Origin of the sequence: Micromonospora sp. DT228 (assembly GCF_049841595.1) — a bacterium.
Lineage (GTDB): Bacteria > Actinomycetota > Actinomycetes > Mycobacteriales > Micromonosporaceae > Micromonospora.
Genome location: NZ_JBNCKO010000009.1, coordinates 73,527 through 93,009 on the forward strand (window position 1 = coordinate 73,527; position 19,483 = coordinate 93,009).

Below are 19,483 nucleotides of genomic sequence, written 5' to 3' on the forward strand. Positions count from 1 at the left end.
GAACCTGTCCTATATGGGCCGTAGCGTTTCCGACATGACGCCATTCCGCATCGACATCCCGCAGTCGGACCTCGACGACCTGCGTGACCGGCTCGCCCGCACCCGGTGGCCCCGCTCGTTGCCCGGCACCGGCTGGAGCCGTGGGGTGCCGGTGGACTACCTGCGCGACCTGACCGACTACTGGGCGAACGGCTACGACTGGCGCGCGCACGAGGCGCGGCTGAACGACCTTCCCCAGCTCATCACCGAGATCGACGGCTTGGACGTGCACCTGCTGCACGTCCGCTCACCGGAGCCGGACGCGCTGCCGTTGCTGCTGACGCACGGCTGGCCGAACTCCGTGGTGGAGTTCACCGATCTGGTCGGCCCGCTGTCCGACCCGCGTGCCCACGGCGGGGATCCCACCCAGGCGTTTCACGTGGTGGTGCCGTCGGTGCCCGGCTACGGTTTCTCCCAGGCGCCGCCGGCCGGGTTCACGATCGACCAGCTCGCCCGGATGTGGGCGGAGCTGATGGCCCGCCTCGGCTACCACCGCTACGGCACCCAGGGCGGTGACCTCGGCGCGTACATTGCGCCGCGGGTGGCGGCGGTGGCACCGGAGCAGGTCGTCGGCGTGCACGTCGACGGTGGGTTCGGCTTCCCGACCGCCGCCGACGTGCCGGACATGAGCGCGGCGGAACGCGCCGAGTGGGAGCAGATGCAACTGTGGATGAGCGGTGGCGTGGACCATCACGCCCTGTTGCGAGCAGCGCCGCAGACCTTCTCGTACGCCTGGAACGACTCGCCGGTCGGCTTGCTGGCCTGGATGATGCAGAAGTTCAAGGAGTTCACCATGACGGTGCCGACGCCGGAGCTGGCCATCGACCGGGACCATCTGCTCAGCAATGTGAGCCTCTACTGGTTCACCGGCACATCGGGAACGTCGTCGTGGCCCATGTACGAGCGGCTCACCGTCACCGAGGATGGCAGTTTCGCCTGGCCCACCGGCCAGCGACGGGTGCCGTCCGGTGTGTATGGTGGCGGGTCCGCGTTGATGCGCCGCATCGCCGAGCGGGACAACACCATCGTCCACTGGCCGCAGGGTAACCCGGGTAGCCACTTCGTGGCCATGGACGAGCCGCTGGCGCACGCCGCGGACATCCGCACGTTCTTCAGGGGGCTGCGATGATCGAGCTGAGCTGGGCCCAGGTGTCCGCCCGACGTCTTCGGCGACACCGGCTCGCCGCACCGGCGGCGGACGCGGCACCGCCCACCGGCCGCATCGCCGACGTGGTGTCGGCAATGTGCGGTGCGCACGCCCAGATCGCGTCGGCCGCCGAGCTGTCCATCGGGCTGCGGGTGCCGGGCGCGACCCGCGCCCTGGTCCGCCGGTCACTGTGGACCGATCGCACGCTGGTCAAGACCCGTGGGCCGCGCGGAACCGTGCACCTGCTCGCCGCGGCGGACCTGCCGATGTGGGTCGGCGCGCTGAGTGCGTTGCCGGCTCCGACGCGGGAGCGCAGCGCTGCCCTGTTGACGCCCCGGCAGACCGAGCAGGTCCTCGCGGCCATCGCTGACGCGGTCGCCGAGGCCGACCTGACCACCAAGGAGCTGACCGAGGAGATCGTCGCCCGTACCGGCCCGTGGGCGGGCGACCTGGTCATGGAGGCGTTCCAGGACAAATGGCCCCGGTGGGTCGCCGCGATGACCGCCGCCACCCGGGACGGAGTGATCTGCTTCGGCCCGAACCGTGGTCGGGCCACCACGTACACCAGCCCGACCCGGTGGTTACCCGACTTCGCGCCGATGCCCGGTCCGGCTGCCCTGGCCGCACTCGTCCGCAGTTACCTGTACGCGTACGGGCCAGCCACCCCGGCACAGTTCGCGCGGTGGCTGGCGGTGCCGCCGGGGTGGGCGACGTCGCTGTTCGACTCGCTGGACCTGACCGAGGTGACGGTGCAGGGCACCCGGGCCTGGGTGGCCGCCGACGACACCGGGTTCCCCGACGACCGGCCGTCCGGGTTGCGGCTGCTGCCCTACTTCGACGCGTACGCGGTCGGCTGCCATCCCCGCGAGCGGCTCTTTCCCGGTGCCGCCGCAGAGCGGGCGCTCGCCGGTGGCCAGGCCGGCAACTATCCGGTGTTGCTGGTGGACGGGGTGGTCGCCGGCGTGTGGCATCAACGGCGCTCCGGCCGTTCGATCCACGTCACCGTCGAGCCGCTGCGGCCGCTCGGTGCCGCCCGGCAGCGGGCGCTGGGGGAGGAGGCCGAACGGGTTGGCGAGATCCTGGAGGGCGCAGCTTCGCTGGCCATCGGCACCGTTAGTGTCGGTCCGCACGCCTGAGGTCCCGTCGGGCCACCGCCTGCGTCAGGATGAGGGCGTGCACCCCGAACCGGTCGACCACTCGCCCCGGCGGGCGTTTCCCTGGGCGATCCTGCGGCAGCGCTGGGAGGACCTCACCTTCCTGCACTGGGCCGTCGCCCCGGACATCGTCGCGCCGTTGCTGCCGGCCGGCACCCGTCCGGACACGATGGACGGGATGAGCTTCGTCGGCCTGATCGGCTTCCGGATGGTCGGGCTCGGCTTCGGCCGCGGTCCGGGTGTGCCCTATTTCGGCACGTTCGACGAGACAAACGTCCGGCTCTACTCGGTCGACGACACCGGCCGGCGGGCGGTGGTGTTCCGCTCGCTCGACGCGTCCCGCCTGGTGCCGGTGCTGGTGGCGCGGGCGACACTGCGCCTGCCGTACCTCTGGTCGTCGATGCGGTTGACCCGCGACGGCGACCGCCGCACCTACCGCTGCCGGCGACGCTGGCCGGGCCCGGCGGGTACGACGAGCCGCATGGTGGTGCGGGTGGCGGAGCCGATCGCCGACCCGACCCCGATGGAACACTTCGTCACCGCGCGCTGGGGCCTGCACACCCGGGCACACGGGCGCACGCTGCACCTGCCGAACTGGCATCCGCGCTGGCCGCTGCACCGGGCCGAGCTGCTGCACCTGGACGACGAGTTGGTCGCCGCCGCCGGGTTGCCGGCACCGGTCGGACCGCCGGTCAGCGTTCTCTACTCGCCCGGTGTCGGGGTCAGGTTCGGCCCGCCGGTGGCGGCCCGGCCGTGGGGTGCCGGGCCGCCGCGGCCTCAGTAACGACCGCCCTCCGGCGCCGGCAGCGCGTCCAGGTCGGCCAGGTCCTCGGCGGCGAGCCGCACGTCGCCGGCGGCGCAGTTGTCCACCAGGTACTTCGGGGTCTTGGTGCCCGGGATCGGGATGACCTGGTCACCCTGCGCGACCACCCAGGCGAGGGCGACCTGCGCGGGGCTGACCCCGGCCCGGTCGGCGATCTCCCGGACCCGGGCGACGATGGCGAGGTTGGCGCGCAGCGCGTCCTGCTGGAAACGGGGCAGGCCACGGCGGAAGTCGTCGGCGGGCAGATCGTCGTACGAGGCGAACCGGCCGGCCAGGAAACCGCGACCGAGCGGGGAGAACGGCAGGAAGGCGATGCCCTGCTCGACGCAGTACGGCAGCACCTCGGTGAGCGGGTCGCGGGTCCACAGCGACAGCTCGGACTGCACCGACGCCACCGGGTGCACCGCCTGGGCCCGCACGATCTGGCTCACCGTCACCTCGGACAGCCCGATCTGCCGCGCCTTGCCTGCCGCGACGATCTCCGCCATCGCGCCCCAGGACTCCTCGATGGGCACCTCCGGGTCGACGCGGTGCAGTTGGTAGAGGTCGACGTGGTCGGTGCCGAGCCGCCGTAGGCTGTCGTCGATCGCGGCGCGGATGTGCTCGGGGCGGCCGTTGTTGCCGATCCTGGGGGAGTTGCCGGGACCGCCGGTGGGGGAGGTGGCCACCAGGCCGGCCTTCGTCGCCAGGACGGCACGCTCGCGGTGACCGCCGGCCAGCGCCCGCCCGACCAGCTCCTCGTTCGTGTACGGCCCGTACACGTCCGACGTGTCGATGAGCGTGGCGCCCAGGTCGAGTGCCTGGTGGATGACCGCGATCGACGTGTCGTCGTCGCGCGGGCCGGTGATGTCGTAGGCGTGGGTCATGCCCATGCAGCCGAGGCCGATGACGCCGACCTCGGGGCCTGCGCTGCCCAGCGTGGTGGTTCGCATGCGTCCCACGCTACGACCCGGCACGGGCGGTGCGCACCCGACGTGCCGGGGCGGCTCGGTAGGCCGTGGTGGCTCGGTAGAGCACCGTAAGCGAACGGTAAGGCGGGCGGCGCAGGGTGAACCACATCGGTCGCGGCGAGCGGCCGTTCACCCACCGCGGTTTCCCGAAGGGACAATCCCGTGTCGATGTCGACAGGTCGCCTCCTCCCCGTACTCACCGCTCTGCTCCTGTTCGCGTCGGCCGCCCCGGCGAACGCCGCGAGCGCCGGCCGCGACCAGCCGGCCACCTGGTCGGCGGCCTGGTCGGTCGCCCACCACCACCCCGTACCGGGCAACGACTGGTTCGGCGCGAACTGGTCCGTGCCCGGCTTCGCCAACGAGTCGGTTCGGCAGGTGGTCCGGGTCAGCGCCGCCGGTTCCCTGATCCGGATCCGGGTGTCCAACAGGTACGGCAGCCAACCGCTGCGGCTGACCGGCGCCACCGTGGGACGTCCGGACGCCGGCGCGGCGGTGCGGCCCGGCACCCTGCTGCCGGTCACGTTCGACAGGCAGCGCTCGACCACCGTGCCGGTCGGCGCCGAGACCACCTCCGACCCGGTGCTCCTGCCGGTACGGGCGTTGGAGGCGCTGACCGTGACGCTGTACTTCGCCGACGCCACCGGCCCGGCGACCTACCACCAGGACGGACTCACCAGCACGTACCGCGCGACCGGTGATCACCGCTTCGACCACCGCGCCGCCGCGTTCTCCGGCGAGACCAGCCAGTCGTGGTACCACCTGGCCGGGGTGGACGTCGCCGGGTCGCCCCCTACCCGGGGCACGGTCGTGACGTTCGGTGACTCGCTGACCGACGGCTACGGTTCCACCCCGGGTGCCGACAACCGTTACCCGGACCAGTTGGCCGAACGCCTGGTCGCCACCGGCCGTCCGCTGGCCGTGGCGAACGCCGGGATCGGCGGCAACAAGCTGCTCGCCGACTCGCCGTGCTTCGGTGAGCGGGGCGTCACCCGGTTCCGTCACGACGTGCTCGGGCAGCCGGGCGTGCGGTCGGCTGTCGTCCTGATCGGCATCAACGACATCGGTGGCGGCGGCTTTCCCGACTTCGGCTGTGGCGCGTCGCCCGTGGTGACCGCCGCGCAGCTCATCGACGGTCATCGGGCGCTGATCCGGGCCGCCCACGCCCACCGGATCACCATCATCGGCGCCACGGTGCCGCCGATCAAGAACGCGACCGGCTACGACACCCCGGGCAACGAGGCGGTCCGCGACGAGATGAACACGTGGATCCGCACCAGCGGCGCGTACGACGCCGTCGTCGACCTCGACCGGATCCTCGCCGACCCGGCCGACACCGACGCCCTGCGGCCCGCGTACGACCACGGCGACCACCTGCACCTCAACGACGCCGGGGCGAGCGTCGCCGCTGCCGCCGTCGCCGCCCGGATCCGCTGAACCCGATCGCCCCTCGGGCGGCGGGCTCCGGTCGGAGCGAGGTCAGAAAATAATCAGGGCAACGTGTCGAGAGCGGCGGCGCCGGCTTCGACCACTGGGTGAGGGCCGGGGAGAACTCGGTCCCACCCGAAGGCTGACACGGCCCGGACCAAGGAGTGGATCGATGACGAAGGTGACGACCGGGGCGACGATGTCGTTGGACGGCTACATCGCGAACGCGTCCCACGGTGGCTTCGAGTACCTCTTCCAGTGGTACAGCAACGGCGACGTCGAGACGCCGACGGCCAACCCCGAGATGACGTTCCGGACGTCCGCGGCGAGCGCCCGGCACCTGCGGGACCTCAACGAGCGGACCGGCGTGCTGGTCGTCGGCCGGCGACTGTTCGACATGACGAAGGGGTGGGGCGGCCGGCACCCGATGGACGTGCCCGTCGTGGTCGTCACGCACAGCGTGCCGGAGGGCTGGGAGCCGGAGAACGAGTCCTTCGTGTTCGTCACCGACGGCATCGCCAGCGCCATCGACCGGGCGAAGGCGCTCGCCGGTGACAAGGAGGTCGGCGTCAACGGTGGCACCATCGCAGCCCAGGTCGTCGAGGCCGGCCTGCTCGACGAGGTGCACGTCGATCTCGTCCCGGTGGTGCTCGGCGGCGGCATTCCCCTCTTCGCCGACCTGCGGATCGCCCCACTTCAGCTCGACGGCCCCCTGCGGGTCGTCGAGGGCGACGGCGTCACCCACCTGGCCTACCGGGTACGCCCCACGGCCTGAGCGCCTCGGGGACCGGCCCGGTCGGGTCGGTCCCCGCTCGACCTGACGTCGGTCCGCTGCTCTCCGCGCCACCGCCGGCTCTGGCGGGCACGGGGCGCCAGGCGGTATGCTCCGCGGCGATGATCACTTCCTCTCATTCCAGATTGGGGGTCCATTCCGCGAACGGTGAGTGCTGATGCATTCCCGGGCCGCGGATGCGGATCCTCGACTGTCCTTCTGGCGGCGCGTACGCGAGTTCGCCGTGCCGCCGTCCATGATCGAGCTAGCGACTGCTCGCCGTCAGGTCGGTGACTGGGGCGGGGCATGCGCCGCCGCGCGCGTCGATGCCGATATCAGCCTGCGCGCGGTCGCCCACCGCCACGGTCGAGAGCTGGCGGCACGGCTGCGGGCCGACCTCCGTCACCTGGCCCCTGACCTGCTGCGCTGGCACCTGCCAAGGGTCGCCCCCGATGGTCTGCTGCGTCCGGGCCTGACCATCTCACTGATCCGGTACGACCCGGAGCAGCCCACCGCCGGCGCGGTGCACCTGGTGGCCCGCACTCCACCGGCCTGGGCCGACGCCGGGCAACGGATCAGCCTCGGGCTGTGGGACGAGTCCCGTCGCGGGTCCGGCCCGCATCCCCACCCCGACCAGCGCTTCCGCCTCGACCTGCACCGCCACCTGTTCGACGCGCGCCGGACCGGAGAGTTGCGGGCGCGATCAGGTGCGGGCCGGGCCTTCGCCCCCGCTCCACCCGACGAGCTGGGGACGACTGTTGGCGCGCACCGGGACCGGTACGCGACCGACAGGTGGCCGGCCGAGGCGGCGCTCCTGCTCGGGGCCGAGGGCCGGACCAGCGGGGCCGTCGCGGTGCGGCTCGGCACCGGACGCCGGCTGGTCCTGCGGGTCGGCGATCGAGCGGGGGTGACCTCGGGCGGGGACGGCAGCCGGTCGGTCGTGGCGCGGGTCGGCCCGCCGGCGGGCGGGACGCGTCCGCCGGTGCTGCCCGACGCGGCGACCTGGGTACCTCCCGATCTGGCGCTGCTGCGTGCCGGCCTGATCGAGCCCGCCGGACTGCATCCCCTGGTCGCGGCGGCACTGGTGCCCGAAGGTCAGGCGCCCACCCGCCCGGCGGCGTCGGATCGGACCCCGGCGGCGCGCCTGGTGCCCTGCCGAGGCGCTGCCCATCGCGTCGGCCTGGTCGACGGGGTGCTCACCGCGCTGGACCACGGCCCGGCCGAGATCCGGCGGGAGGAGCTGCTGGCCGCGCTCACCGGGACCCCGCTGCCCTGCCTGCGGGCCATCGACGAGGCGCACCGACAACCGGAGTGCCTACCCGACGTGCGGGCGCGGCTCGACCACGGCGACACCGCCGCCGCGCTGGCCACCGTCGAGGCCCTGCTCGGCCCCGAGGCGCTGCTGCGCGACGGTGCCCTGCGCGACGAACTCGAGGCCGCCGTAGAGCGGCGGCTCACCCACGGCCTGTTCCGGGCCGGACTGATCGAGGCGGGGCGTGGCCCCACCGCCGAGAAACCCCGCCGCTCGGGCGGCCGCCGCCAACGCACGCGGCACGCGACAAGCGGCTGACCGAGGACCCCTCCCCCCGGTACGGCTCCCGCCGCACCCCACGCGAACCCAAAGGTGATGACCATGCCCACGTCCAGTCCTCAGCTCGACGTCGCCGACGACCTGCTCGCCCTGCTCGGCGCGACCACCACCGAACCCCGCACCGACACCCAGTTGTCGGCCCTGACCCTGACCGTGGCGGCCGACCTGCCCGTCCTGCTCTGGGGGGCGCCCGGCATCGGCAAGACGGCGGCCCTGACCCACCTGGCCGCAACCCTGGACCTGCCACTGACGACTGTCGTCGCCAGCGTCCACGAGCCATCCGACTTCTCCGGACTGCCGATCGTCGGCGACGACCCGGCGACCCAGGGTGTCCCGATGGCCCCGCCGGACTGGGCGGTCCGCCTGGTCCGGGCGGGTCGCGGCCTGCTGTTCCTCGACGAGTTGTCCACCGCGCCCCCCGCCGTCCAGGCCGCCCTGCTGCGCCTGGTCCTGGAGCGCCGCGTCGGCGCCCTGCGGCTGCCACCCGGCGTACGGATCGTCGCCGCCGCCAACCCACGGTCGTCGGCCGCCGAGGGATGGGAGCTGAGTCCGCCGCTGGCCAACCGCTTCGTCCATCTCCAGTGGACCCACGACCACGGGATCGTCGTACGCGGACTCGGCGGCACCTGGCCGCGGGCGGCGCTGCCCCGGCTCGACCCGGACCTGCTGCCGGAGGCCGTCGCCTTCGCCCGCCGGGCGGTGTGTGGTCTGCTGTCCGTCCGTCCGGATCTCGTGCACCGGCTGCCCACCACCGACGCCGCCCGGGGTGGGCCGTGGCCGTCCCCCCGGAGCTGGGAGATGGCGCTGCGCCTGACCGCCTTCGCGACGGCGGCGGGTGTCTCCCGGGAGGTGCTGTCGCTCCTGGTCCGGGGCACGGTCGGCGACGGCCCCGGGCTGGAACTGCTGGCCAGTATGGATCGGATGGACCTGCCCGACCCGGAAGACCTGCTGGCTGACCCGGCTGCGGCGACGCTGCCCGAACGGGGTGATCTGCGGCAGGCCGTGTTGGACGCCGTGGTGGCGGCGGTCCGCAACCGCCCGGAGCGGTCCCGGTGGGACGCGGCGTGGGTGTTGTTGGCGCGGGCCGTGGAGACGGGCGCTCCGGATCTGGTGGTGGTCCCCGCGACCACTCTCGCCAGCCTGCGCCGCGAGGACTGGGACGTGCCCGCCATGATCGAAGGCCTCGCCGGGGTGGTGTCGCTGTCCCGGCGAGCCGACGAGGCGGCGACCCGGATCGCGGCCGCCGCCGGGGCCGGGCGATGAACGGGGGCCTCCCGACAACGCTCGACGTCGACAAGCTGTACTCCGCCCGCCTGCACGCCGCCCGGGTGCGCCCCTACCTGGCGACCGCGTTGTTCGCCCTGCACCCGGTGGCGTCGCGGCAGGTGCCGACGATGGCGGTGGACCGGCACTGGCGCTGCTACGTCTCGCCGACGTTCGTGGACCGCACCCCTGTGGAGCGGCTTGCCGGGGTGTGGGTGCACGAGGTGTCGCATCTGCTGCGCGACCACCATGGCCGCGGTGACCGGGTCGCCCGGGATCGAGGGCTGAACGGCCCGGGGGAGCGGCTGCGCATCAACATCGCCGCGGACTGCGAGATCAACGACGACGCCTTCGGTGACGGGCTGACGATGCCCGAGGGCGCCGTCGAGCCGGCGTCGCTGGGCCTCGCCCCCGGGGAGTTGATGGAGGACTACCTGCGTCAGTTCGGGCTGGGTCCACGTACCCAGGGTCTGGTCTGGTTGGACTGCGGCAGTGGCGCGGACGGGTTGGAGCGGGAGTGGGACCTGGGACCGGACGGCGCGCACGGCCTCAGCGAGCAGGAGCGCGACGCGGTCCGGTTCCGGGTGGCGGAGGGCATCACCGGCCACCCGGGATCCGTGCCCCGGGGGTGGCGACGGTGGGCGGAGCAGGCGTTCCACCCACCGCAGCCGTGGCGTGACCTGCTGGGGGCGGCGGTCCGCTCGGCGGCGGTGGCGGCCGGGACCGGTACGGACCACACCTACGGCCGGCCGTCCCGGCGATCCCACGGCCTGCCGGGCGTGATTCTGCCCAGCCTGCGCCGCCGACCTCCGACGGTCTGCGTCATCGTCGACACGTCCGGGTCGGTCAGCGACGCCGAGCTGGGCAGCGCGCTGCTCGAGGTGGCGGCGATATCCCGGGCCCTGGGCGGTCGACGCGATCTGGTCAGTGTGTTGCCGTGCGACGCGGCGGCCCGAGTCGTCCACGCCCTGTGTCGCGCGGAGGAGATCCCGCTGATCGGCGGTGGAGGCACGGATCTGCGGACCGGCTTCACCCGTGCGCAGCGGGTGCGGCCGGACGTCATCGTGGCGCTTACCGACGGGCAGACGCCCTGGCCGAGCGCCCGTCCGGTGGCGCGCACGGTGGTGGGCCTCTTTCCCCGGGGCCGGGGGTCGTGGAGCGAGGACGCGGACCGCGTGCCGCTCAGGCCACCGGAGTGGGCGCGGGTGGTGACCATCGGGCCGCACTGAGTCCGACGAGCGGCCGCCCCTACGGCCGACGCCCCGCCCCTACGGCCGACGCCCGGCCAGCGGGAAAATCGGCGGGCCGACCTTGAAATGCATAGCGGATGATCGATATTGTCTGCCGCAGGCGCCGCCCCGCCCCAGGCCATCACCGTCGATCGACCGAAGCGGGTTCAGCATGCGCGCACTGAGACTTGTCACGACTCTGGCCGTCGCCGGCCTGCTCGCCGGTGCGGTGGCGATGCTCGCCACACCGGCCAGCGCGGCGACCGCCGTGTTCTCCGTGACCAACACCTGGGGCAGTGGCTACCAGGGGCAGGTCACCGTCACCAACGACACCTCCACCCAGATCAGCGGTTGGCGCGTCGAGTTCGACCTGCCGGCCGGCACGAGCGTCAGCCAGTCGTGGAACGCGCAGCAGACGACGTCCGGCAGCCACTACACGTTCACGAACGTGTCCTGGAACGGGGCGCTTGCCGCCGGCGCGTCGACCTCGTTCGGCTTCCTCGTCAACGGCTCCGGCACTCCGCTCAACTGCACGGTCAACGGCGGGTCCTGCACCGGCGGCACGCCACCGACGTCCCCGCCCCCGACCACTGGGCAACCGACCACTCCACCGCCCACCACCCCACCGCCCACCACCCCGCCACCGACCACCGGCACGCCCGTCGAGCGGCACGGGCAGCTCCGGGTCTGCGGCACCACGATGTGCGACAGGTCCGGCGCGCGGGTGCAGTTGCGCGGCGTCAGCAGCATGTGGCTCAACTGGGAGACCGCCCCGTACGCCGAGAACCTGTCCGCGCTGAGGTGGATGCGGGACAACTGGAACCTCCAGGTGATCCGCGCGGCCATGGGCGTGGAGCCGGCCGGGGCGTACCTGAGTGACCCGAACAGGGCGCGGGCGCAGGTGGAGACCATCATCAACAACGCGGTCACCGCCGGGGTGTACGTGATCGTCGACTGGCACGCGCACGAGGCGCAGAACAACACGTCCCAGGCGGTGGCGTTCTTCGGTGACCTGGCCCGCCGCTACGGCCACCTGCCCAACGTCATCTGGGAGCCGTACAACGAGCCGTTGCAGGTGAGCTGGACCGGCGTCATCAAGCCGTACCACCAGGCGGTGGTCTCCGCGATCCGCGCCGCCGACCCGGACAACATCGTCGTGCTCGGCACCCCGACCTGGTCGCAGGACGTGGACGCGGCGGCGGCCAGCCCGGTGACCGGCACCAACCTGATGTACACCCTGCACTTCTACTCGTGCACCCACGGCGCGTCGCTGCGGGCCAAGGGTGACGCGGCGATCCGTGCCGGCCTCGCGCTCTTCGTCACCGAGTGGGGCGCCAGCAACGCCGACGGCGGCCTCGACGGCCGGTCCTGCCTGCCGGAGGCGCAGGCCTGGATCGACTGGATGAGGGCGAACGGCATCTCCTGGACGGCGTGGAAGCTCGACGTCGGCACCGACACCACGAACCTGCTCAGCCCCGGCGCGCCGGTGACCGGCGGGTGGACCAACTACCTGCACGGCCACGCGCCGTTCGTGGTGGCCAACATGAGGTGACCCCCGGCCGATCCTCGGCCTTGCGCACCTCAAGATTCAGTGATGTCGGGGTGTCCGGGTCAACGGGACACCCCGACATCGCCGATCCGGTGTCGAGCACGCATGGACGACGCCACTCGGACGACCCGTCACGGGCGGTCGTGCAGGAACCACGCGTCGCTGCCGGCCACGGCCAGAGCCAACTGCCACTGCTGGTACTGCAGGCTGCCCCCGACGGCCAGGAGTTGTCCGGCCAGCTCCCACGCCTGTTGGCCGGGCCTCGGCGGACGGTCGACGACGAACTGCAGCATCGTCCCCCACGCTGCCACGAGCCCAGCCCCCCAACGCTGGTCCCACTCGCGCATCGCCGCCGCCCAGGCTGCGTCCCAGCCGTCGCCTCCCGCCCCGTGGTAGCCGACCCAGGCCGGCGCCAGCCACTGCGACGCCGTGGGTAGCAGCACCAGTTGCACCCGATCGAAGGTGTGCCAGCTCCCCACTCCCGCCAGATTCTCGTGGTAGCGAGCGGCACGCGCGGCGAGGGACGGGTCGGCCAGCAGGGCGTCGTAGGTCCACCGGTCCAGCGCTGCCGCGGTGATCGTGTCCCCGAGCTGATCGAGGGCCGTTGCCACGAACTCGTCACCCGGCGCTGCCCGCACGCTGTACTCGACGCGCTTCCGGTCCAACGGCTCCTCGTCGACGTACCGCCGGTAGACCGACCACGGATCGACAGTGCGCGACGCCCGGTCCAGCTCGTCGATCTCGGCGGCGTCGGGCTCGTGGTCCAGGCCGCCGGGCAGGGTGAACACCGGCCATCGCCCGGTGACCGGTAGCACCGAGTGGGCGGCCTGCCAGGCCTCCCGCAACCGCGTCGGGTCGACGTCGCCGACGAGAATGGTGCCTCCCAGGCCCTCCTCGACCGGATGGCCCGCAAGCGCCGTCCCCCGTAACGCCGTCGCGATCAGCCGAGGGGTGGTCATCAGCTCGGTCACGGCAGCGACAGTAGCGCCATGGGCCGACAACCTGGAGAGTCGCGGCCCTGGGGAGAACGGTCCGCCACCTTAACGCACCGGAAACACGCCCGGTACCAAACCTGGGAACGCTCGTCGGACAGCCACGACCACCGACACGTGAACCGGGGTGACCATGGCCGACAACACCACGAACGCGCCGACGTTCGACGGACCGATCAGCCGGTCGGGCAACGGCCGGGCAGTGCCCACGCCACGCGCCCACGGGGCCGCGACCCTCGACGACGGCGACCCGGCGGATCTCGCCACGATCGGTGTGGAGGAGGAGTTCCACGTCGTCGACCTGCACACCCGGGAGCTGGTGCCCCGGGCGGGGGAGTTGCTCGACCGGCTGCCGGCCGACTCGTTCACCGCGGAGTTGCACCGCAGCGTGGTGGAGACCAACACCGCGGTCTGCCGCACCCTGGACGAGATCCGCGCCGAGCTGACCCGGCTGCGCCAGCTTGCCGTCCAGGTCGCCGACCGGGCCGGGCTGGGCATCGTGGCGGCCGGCACGGTGCCGTTGCGCGCCGACGGCGACCCGAGCGTCACCCCCACCTCCCGTTACCGGCGGATGCTCGACGAGTACCAACTGCTCGCGCGGGAGCAGCTGATCTGCGGTGCGCAGGTGCACGTCGGGGTGTCCGACCGGGACCTGGCCGTCGCGGTCACCCGCCGGGTCCAGCCGTGGCTGCCGGTGCTGCTCGCCCTGTCGACGAGCTCGCCGTACTGGATGGGTCAGGACAGCGGCTACGCGAGCGTCCGGTCGCTGGTCTGGCAGCGCTGGCCCACGGCCGGCGACCCGGGCGAGGTGACCAGCGCGGCAGATCATGAGGCGCTGGTGGCCGAGCTGATCTCCTCCGGCACGATCACCGACCCTGCCATGATCTACTTCGATGTCCGGCCGTCGGCGCACGTGCCCACAGTGGAACTGCGGATCACCGACGCCAACGCCGACGTGGAGACCATCGTCCTGCTCACCGGGCTGTTCCGGGGGTTGGTCCGGCGGGAGGTCGCCGCCCTGCGCGCCGGGGTGGAGCGCACCGCCGTGCGGCCCCCGGTTCTGCGCGCCGCCGTGTGGCGGGCGGCCCGCTCCGGGCTGGAGGGCGACCTGCTCGACCTGCCCCGCTCGGCCCGGCCGGTACCGGCCGCCGAGGCGGTCCGCCGCCTGGTGACCGACCTACGCCCCCAGTTGGAGGCGACAGGTGACTGGGAGCAGATCCGGGAGCTGACCCGGCACGTCCTGGAGCGCGGCAGCTCCGCCGCGCGGCAGCGCCGGGCGTTCGAGCGTCGTGGCCGGCTGGCCGACGTCGTGGACCTACTCCTCGACGAGACCCGGGGCCGGGTCCGCGAGACGCTGGCCGGTGCCCACACACCGCCGGCGCTGCCCACGTACGCCGATGCCGGCGACGAGGTCTTCGGAGCGGCCGGGCCGGATCCGGCGTACGCCCCGATCCTGGCGGCCCTGCGCCACCTTGGTGCCGGCGCCCTGCGTCAGCGCGAGCACGACCGGGACGAGGAGCAGCGCGCGCGAGGCGTGACGTTCAGCGTGGCCGGCGAGGCGAGCACCCGGCTCTTCCCGGTCGACCTGGTGCCCCGCGTGGTGCCCGCCGCCGACTGGCGGACCCTGCGCACCGGCCTGGTGCAACGCGCCCGCGCCCTCGACGCGTTCCTGCGGGACGTCTACGGTGACCGGGCCGTGGTGGCCGACGGTGTGGTGCCGGCGTGGGTGGTGGAGTCCTCACCCGGGTTGCGCCCGACCGGCGCGCTGATGGGCCGGCGCGGCACCCGCGCCCAGGTGTCCGGGACCGACCTCGTCCGCGACCCGGACGGCGGCTGGTACGTCCTGGAGGACAACCTGCGGGTGCCCTCCGGGATCGGCTACGCGGTGCAGAACCGCCGGCTGACCCAGGCGGTGCTCCCGGAGCTGCCGGTGCCCGACGACCTGCTGCCCGCCGACGAGACGCCGGCGATGCTTCACCGGGCGCTGATCGCCGCCGCGCCCCCCGCGGCCGACGATCCCGCCGTGGTGGTGCTCAGCAGCGGTCCGGGTGACCCGGCGTGGTTCGAGCACCGGTTGCTCGCCGACGAGATGGCGGTGCCGCTGACCGAGACCAGCGACCTGCTGGTGGAGGAGGGGCGGGTCTGGCTGGTCCGGGCCGGCACCCGCAGCCGGGTCGACGTGATCTACCTGCGGATGGACGAGGAGGCGCTGTTGCACGCGCCCGGCGCCGACGGGGTGCCGCTGGGCTGGCCGTTGCTCGCCGCGGTGCACGCCGGGCGGCTCACGCTCGCCAACGCGCTGGGCAACGGCGTCGGCGACGACAAGGCGCTGTACGCGTACGTGCCCCGACTCATCGAGTACTACCTGGGCGAGAAGCCCCTGCTGGGGGATGTGCCGACGTACCTGTGCGGGCTGCCCGAGCAGCGGGCCGAGGTGCTGGACCGGCTCGACGAGTTGGTGCTCAAGCCCGTCGACGGGTACGGCGGCGACCGCGTGGTGATCGGCCCGCGGGCCGAGGCGGAGGAGTTGGACGCCGTCCGGGAGCAGATCCTCGCCGCCCCGCACCGGTGGATCGCCCAGGAGATGGTCTCGCTCACCACCCACCCGGTCTTCGACGGCACGGCTCTCGCTCCCCGCCACGTCGACCTGCGGGCCTTCGTGTTCCTCGGCGAGCGGGCCGAGGTCGCGCCGGTGGCGCTGACCCGGGTGGCGCCCGCCGGCAGCATGATCGTCAACTCGTCGCGAGGCGGTGGGTCGAAGGACACCTGGCTACTCGGTGGAAGCGAGCAGAATTCGGTGTAACGCACGGTTGACCTACCCGTCATCGGTACGCAACCCGGTCCGCCAAACCTGGACCGGTCAGCGGCCCGAGCGGATCCGAGCCGATGAGAGGTGAGTGCCATGTGCGGTATCGGAGGCGAGTTACGCCTCGACGGGGCGCCATCGGACCTGGCCGCCGTCGAGCGGATGCTCCCCGCCCTGAACTCCCGAGGCCCGGACGGTGAGGGGCGGTGGCAGCACGGCCCGGTGGCCCTGGTGCACCGCCGCTTGCGCATCATCGACCTCTCCGACGCCGGCGCCCAGCCGATGGTCGACCCCGAGCTGGGCCTGGCGATGGTCTTCAACGGCTGCATCTACAACTACCGGGAGCTGCGCGACGAGCTGATCGGCCTCGGCTACTCCTTCCGGTCGACCTCCGACACCGAGGTGATCCTCAAGGCGTACCACAGGTGGGGGACGGCCTGCGTCGAACGGTTCTACGGGATGTTCGCGTTCGCCCTGGTCGAGCTGGCCACGCACACCCTCGTGCTGGCCCGTGACCGGCTCGGCATCAAGCCGCTCTACCTGGCCGAGGGGCCGGGCCGGGTCCGCTTCGCCTCGACCCTGCCCGCGCTGCTCGCCGCCGGTGACGTGGACACCGACCTCGACCCGGTGGCCCTGCACCACTACATGACCTTCCACTCGGTGGTGCCCCCGCCGCGCACGATCCTCGCCGGAGTCCGCAAGCTCCCACCGGCCACCGTACGGGTGATCACCGCGGACGGCCGGAGCACCGACACGCTCTACTGGAAGCCGGAGTTCAACCGTGCCGCGGCCGACCCGATGTCCGCCGACGAGTGGCAGGAGCGACTCATGGCGGCGTTGCGCACCGCCGTACGCCGACGGATGGTCGCCGACGTGCCGGTCGGGGTGCTGCTCTCCGGCGGGCTCGACTCCAGCCTGATCGTCGCGCTGCTGGCCGAGCAGGGCCAGACCGGGCTGGCCACCTTCAGCATCGGGTTCGAGGCGGCGGCGGGGGAGAGCGGCGACGAGTTCCACTACTCCGACCTGGTGGCCCGCCACTACGGCACCGACCACCAGCAGATCCGCATCGGCGCCAGCCGGTTCGTCCCCGCCGTGCACGAGGCCATCGCGGCCATGAGCGAGCCGATGGTCAGCCACGACTGCGTCGCGTTCCACCTGCTCTCCGAGGAGGTCTCGCAGCGCATCACGGTGGTGCAGTCCGGGCAGGGCGCCGACGAGATCCTGGCCGGCTACGACTGGTACCCGCCGATGGCGAACGTGGCCCGCGCGGACGCCGTCGAGGCGTACGCCCGGGTGTTCTTCGACCGTCGGCACGACGCGCTCGCCGGGCACCTGGCGCCCGAGTGGATGCTCGACCACGACGCCAGCCTGGAGTTCGTCGCCGCCCACTTCGGCGCACCCGGCGCGGACACCGCGCTGGACGCGGCGCTGCGCCAGGACAGCCTGGTGATGCTCGTCGACGACCCGGTCAAACGGGTCGACAACATGACGATGGCCTGGGGGTTGGAGGCCCGCGTGCCGTTCCTCGACCACGAGGTGGTCGAGCTGGCCGCCGCCTGCCCACCCGCGCTGAAGCTGGCCCAGGGTGGCAAGGGCGTGCTCAAGGCGGCGAGCCGGGGCATCGTCCCGGACGAGGTGATCGACCGGCCGAAGGGCTACTTCCCGGTGCCCGCCATCCGGCACCTCTCCGGCCCACTGCTCGACGACGTCCGGGACGCGCTGACCGCCCAGCCGGCGCGCGAGCGGGGCCTGTTCCGCAAGGACTACCTGGAGGAGTTGCTGGACGCGCCAAACGCCCGGCGGACCACGCTGGGCTCCAACGCGCTCTGGCAGCTCGGGCTGCTGGAGCTCTGGTTGCAGCGGATCGGGGTTTAGATGATCGTACGGACCGAGGTGCCGCGTACCGTCCTGCGGACCCGACCCGCCAGCCCTCGGCCGGCGCTGCCGGTGCCCGTGGGCGAGGACTACCGTCCAGCGCCGTCGCCCGACGGCCGCCGGGTGGCGTACCTCTCCGACCAGGGCGGCAGCCCGCGCGTCTGGGTTCGCGACATCGACGCCGCCGAGGCCGTCGCGCTGCCCACCGGCGACGAGCCGGTGCTGGCGCTGAGCTGGTCCCCGGACGGGCGGTGGCTGGCCTGCGTCGTCGCCCCCGGTGGCGCGCCCCGCACCGAGCTGTGGGTGCTGCGCCCGGACGGCTCACGACGCCGGCAGGTCGCCGGGTTCGGCAGGCGCAGCGCCGCGCTGGCCGGCTGGCTGCCCGACGGCGCGGTCCTGATGGTCACCGAGACCGACGAGCAGGGCCGGGCCGTCCTGGTCGACGCGGGCACCGGGCACCGGCGGGTCCTCGCCGAGGGTGATCTGCTCACGCTCCTGGACGTGACCCCGGACGCCGGCGCGGCGCTGCTGCGCCGGGGCCCCCGAAACGCCCGCTGGCTGGAGCTGCTCGACGTGGCGACGGGCGTCCGGCGGCGGTTGTTGCCGGACACCGGTCGGGGCAGCACCGACCAGGGCTGGTTCGGCCCGGACGGCACGACGGTGCTGGCCCGCACCGACGCGTTCTCGGAGTTGGCCGCGCTGGTACGTGTCGACCTGACCCGACCGGAGCGGACGCCGACGCGGCTGGCCGGGCGATCGGACGCCGAGTTGGAGCAGGTGGCGCCGAGCGCGGACGGGCGTCGTGCCGCGCTGCTGTGGAACACCTACGGCGGGCGCAGCGAGCTGAGCCTGCTCGACCTCACCGACGGCGTGCAGCGGGCCGTCGCCGCCCCCGGGGAGGTGCTCGACGACGCCGTCTTCGCCGCCGGTGGCGACCTGCTCTGCCTGACCGCGCAGGGGCCGGTGCAGCCCCGGGAGGTCTGGCTCGTCGACCCACCGACCGGCGCGCTGCGCCCGCTGCGGCCGAGCACCCCGACCACCGCCACGATCGACGGCGTCGCGCCACAACTTGTCGACCTGCGCGCCCCGGACGGGTTGCCGCTCTCCGGCTGGCTCTACCGCCCGGCCGGGCCAGGCCCCTGGCCGACCGCGATCAGCCTGCACGGCGGCCCGGAGGCGCAGGAACGCCCCGGCTACAACCCGCTGTTCCAGGCCCTCGTGGCGCAGGGTGTCGCGGTGTTCGCGCCGAACGTCCGCGGGTCGTCCGGGTTCGGCCGCTCCTTCGTCGCCGCCGACAACCTCGCCGGCCGCTACGGTGCGATCGCCGACGTGGCGGCCTGCGCCGAGTACCTCGTCGACGCCGGTGTCGCCCGGCCCGGTCAGCTCGGCTGTCTGGGCCGTTCCTACGGCGGTTACCTCGTCCTCGCGGTGCTCGTGAACTTCCCCGGGCTGTTCGCCGCCGGGGTCGCCGAGTGCGGCATCTCCGACTTCCACACCTTCTACGCCGGCACCGAGCCGTGGATCGCCGCCGCCGCCGTCAGCAAGTACGGCGACCCGCAGCGGGACGCGGAGCTGCTGCGTGACCTGTCGCCGCTGACCCACATCGACCGGCTGGACGTGCCGGTGCTGCTCATCCACGGCGCGAACGACACGAACGTGCCGGCCGGCGAGTCGGCGCAGGTGGCGCGGGCCCTGGCCGCCCGGGGCGTGCCGCACGGGCACCTGGTGCTCACCGGCGAGGGGCACGACTTCCTGGCGCGGGCCAACCAGGAGGCGGCCCGTACGGCCACCACCGCCTGGCTGACCCGGCACCTCGCCGCGACCGCGGCCTCCGTCGGCTGAGCTGACCCGGCACCTCGCCGCGACCG

14 protein-coding genes are annotated in these 19,483 nt (G+C 73.3%); 12 read left to right on the forward strand and 2 right to left on the reverse strand.

Annotation, left to right across the window (positions count from 1 at the left end):
* Positions 1-34 precede the first annotated feature (34 nt).
* From ACLQ29_RS19500 to ACLQ29_RS19510, 3 genes are read left to right on the forward strand one after another with little or no spacing between them, the layout of a single operon-like run.
* A complete protein-coding gene (locus ACLQ29_RS19500; RefSeq protein ID WP_425772929.1) occupies positions 35-1,168 on the forward strand; it encodes an epoxide hydrolase family protein in 1,134 nt (377 codons plus the stop codon).
* Positions 1,165-2,322 (forward strand): winged helix DNA-binding domain-containing protein, encoded by a 1,158-nt coding sequence (locus ACLQ29_RS19505; protein ID WP_425772930.1) that lies wholly within the window; start codon positions 1,165-1,167, stop codon positions 2,320-2,322. The genes ACLQ29_RS19500 and ACLQ29_RS19505 overlap by 4 nt, the downstream gene beginning before the upstream one ends.
* Before the next feature lie 37 nt (positions 2,323-2,359).
* Positions 2,360-3,124 (forward strand): YqjF family protein, encoded by a 765-nt coding sequence (locus ACLQ29_RS19510; protein WP_425772931.1) that lies wholly within the window; start codon positions 2,360-2,362, stop codon positions 3,122-3,124.
* Here the strand turns inward: ACLQ29_RS19510 and ACLQ29_RS19515 are convergent.
* Entirely contained in the window at positions 3,118-4,095 is a 978-nt protein-coding gene (locus tag ACLQ29_RS19515; RefSeq protein WP_425772932.1) for an aldo/keto reductase, read from the reverse strand. The genes ACLQ29_RS19510 and ACLQ29_RS19515 overlap by 7 nt on opposite strands.
* Positions 4,096-4,281: 186 nt before the next feature.
* On the opposite strand from ACLQ29_RS19515, the gene ACLQ29_RS19520 reads away from it, so the two are divergent.
* From ACLQ29_RS19520 to ACLQ29_RS19545, 6 genes are all read left to right on the forward strand, one after another.
* Positions 4,282-5,547 (forward strand): GDSL-type esterase/lipase family protein, encoded by a 1,266-nt coding sequence (locus ACLQ29_RS19520; RefSeq protein WP_425772933.1) that lies wholly within the window; start codon positions 4,282-4,284, stop codon positions 5,545-5,547.
* Between the two features lie 163 nt (positions 5,548-5,710).
* A complete protein-coding gene (locus tag ACLQ29_RS19525; protein WP_425772934.1) occupies positions 5,711-6,313 on the forward strand; it encodes a dihydrofolate reductase family protein in 603 nt (200 codons plus the stop codon).
* A 175-nt stretch (positions 6,314-6,488) separates the two neighbouring features.
* The gene (locus tag ACLQ29_RS19530) at positions 6,489-7,880 is read left to right on the forward strand and encodes a hypothetical protein (protein WP_425772935.1); all 1,392 of its coding nucleotides are present in this window, start codon (positions 6,489-6,491) and stop codon (positions 7,878-7,880) included.
* A gap of 57 nt (positions 7,881-7,937) precedes the next feature.
* Positions 7,938-9,164, forward strand: a complete 1,227-nt coding sequence (locus ACLQ29_RS19535) for an AAA family ATPase (protein WP_425772936.1) — start codon at positions 7,938-7,940, stop codon at positions 9,162-9,164.
* Positions 9,161-10,393 (forward strand): DUF2201 family putative metallopeptidase, encoded by a 1,233-nt coding sequence (locus ACLQ29_RS19540; RefSeq protein WP_425772937.1) that lies wholly within the window; start codon positions 9,161-9,163, stop codon positions 10,391-10,393. The genes ACLQ29_RS19535 and ACLQ29_RS19540 overlap by 4 nt, the downstream gene beginning before the upstream one ends.
* 172 nt (positions 10,394-10,565) lie before the next feature.
* Entirely contained in the window at positions 10,566-11,945 is a 1,380-nt protein-coding gene (locus ACLQ29_RS19545; protein ID WP_425772938.1) for a cellulase family glycosylhydrolase, read from the forward strand.
* A gap of 128 nt (positions 11,946-12,073) precedes the next feature.
* Here ACLQ29_RS19545 and ACLQ29_RS19550 read toward each other — a convergent pair whose 3' ends face one another.
* Entirely contained in the window at positions 12,074-12,913 is an 840-nt protein-coding gene (locus tag ACLQ29_RS19550; RefSeq protein ID WP_425772939.1) for a DUF4253 domain-containing protein, read from the reverse strand.
* A gap of 154 nt (positions 12,914-13,067) precedes the next feature.
* On the opposite strand from ACLQ29_RS19550, the gene ACLQ29_RS19555 reads away from it, so the two are divergent.
* The 3 genes from ACLQ29_RS19555 to ACLQ29_RS19565 all read left to right on the forward strand — a co-directional run bounded on the left by ACLQ29_RS19555 (position 13,068) and on the right by ACLQ29_RS19565 (position 19,457).
* Positions 13,068-15,737 (forward strand): glutamate--cysteine ligase, encoded by a 2,670-nt coding sequence (locus ACLQ29_RS19555; RefSeq protein ID WP_425772940.1) that lies wholly within the window; start codon positions 13,068-13,070, stop codon positions 15,735-15,737.
* 99 nt (positions 15,738-15,836) lie between these two features.
* Positions 15,837-17,615, forward strand: a complete 1,779-nt coding sequence (locus ACLQ29_RS19560; protein WP_425772941.1) for an N-acetylglutaminylglutamine amidotransferase — start codon at positions 15,837-15,839, stop codon at positions 17,613-17,615.
* Positions 17,616-19,457 carry a S9 family peptidase gene (locus ACLQ29_RS19565; RefSeq protein WP_425772942.1) on the forward strand — a complete coding sequence of 614 codons (1,842 nt, stop codon included), beginning with the start codon at positions 17,616-17,618 and terminating at the stop codon, positions 19,455-19,457.
* Positions 19,458-19,483: the final 26 nt, after the last annotated feature.

What these genes read in the sequence shown, in the direction of transcription:
- ACLQ29_RS19560 (WP_425772941.1), top strand. Translation starts at nt 15,837, where the DNA reads ATGTGCGGTATCGGAGGCGAGTTACGCCTCGACGGGGCGCCATCGGAC.
- ACLQ29_RS19565 (WP_425772942.1), top strand. Translation starts at nt 17,616, where the DNA reads ATGATCGTACGGACCGAGGTGCCGCGTACCGTCCTGCGGACCCGACCC.
- ACLQ29_RS19500 (WP_425772929.1), top strand. Translation starts at nt 35, where the DNA reads ATGACGCCATTCCGCATCGACATCCCGCAGTCGGACCTCGACGACCTG.
- ACLQ29_RS19505 (WP_425772930.1), top strand. Translation starts at nt 1,165, where the DNA reads ATGATCGAGCTGAGCTGGGCCCAGGTGTCCGCCCGACGTCTTCGGCGA.
- ACLQ29_RS19525 (WP_425772934.1), top strand. Translation starts at nt 5,711, where the DNA reads ATGACGAAGGTGACGACCGGGGCGACGATGTCGTTGGACGGCTACATC.
- ACLQ29_RS19545 (WP_425772938.1), top strand. Translation starts at nt 10,566, where the DNA reads ATGCGCGCACTGAGACTTGTCACGACTCTGGCCGTCGCCGGCCTGCTC.
- ACLQ29_RS19535 (WP_425772936.1), top strand. Translation starts at nt 7,938, where the DNA reads ATGACCATGCCCACGTCCAGTCCTCAGCTCGACGTCGCCGACGACCTG.
- ACLQ29_RS19515 (WP_425772932.1), bottom strand. Translation starts at nt 4,095, where the DNA reads ATGCGAACCACCACGCTGGGCAGCGCAGGCCCCGAGGTCGGCGTCATC.
- ACLQ29_RS19540 (WP_425772937.1), top strand. Translation starts at nt 9,161, where the DNA reads ATGAACGGGGGCCTCCCGACAACGCTCGACGTCGACAAGCTGTACTCC.
- ACLQ29_RS19555 (WP_425772940.1), top strand. Translation starts at nt 13,068, where the DNA reads ATGGCCGACAACACCACGAACGCGCCGACGTTCGACGGACCGATCAGC.
- ACLQ29_RS19530 (WP_425772935.1), top strand. Translation starts at nt 6,489, where the DNA reads ATGCATTCCCGGGCCGCGGATGCGGATCCTCGACTGTCCTTCTGGCGG.
- ACLQ29_RS19520 (WP_425772933.1), top strand. Translation starts at nt 4,282, where the DNA reads ATGTCGACAGGTCGCCTCCTCCCCGTACTCACCGCTCTGCTCCTGTTC.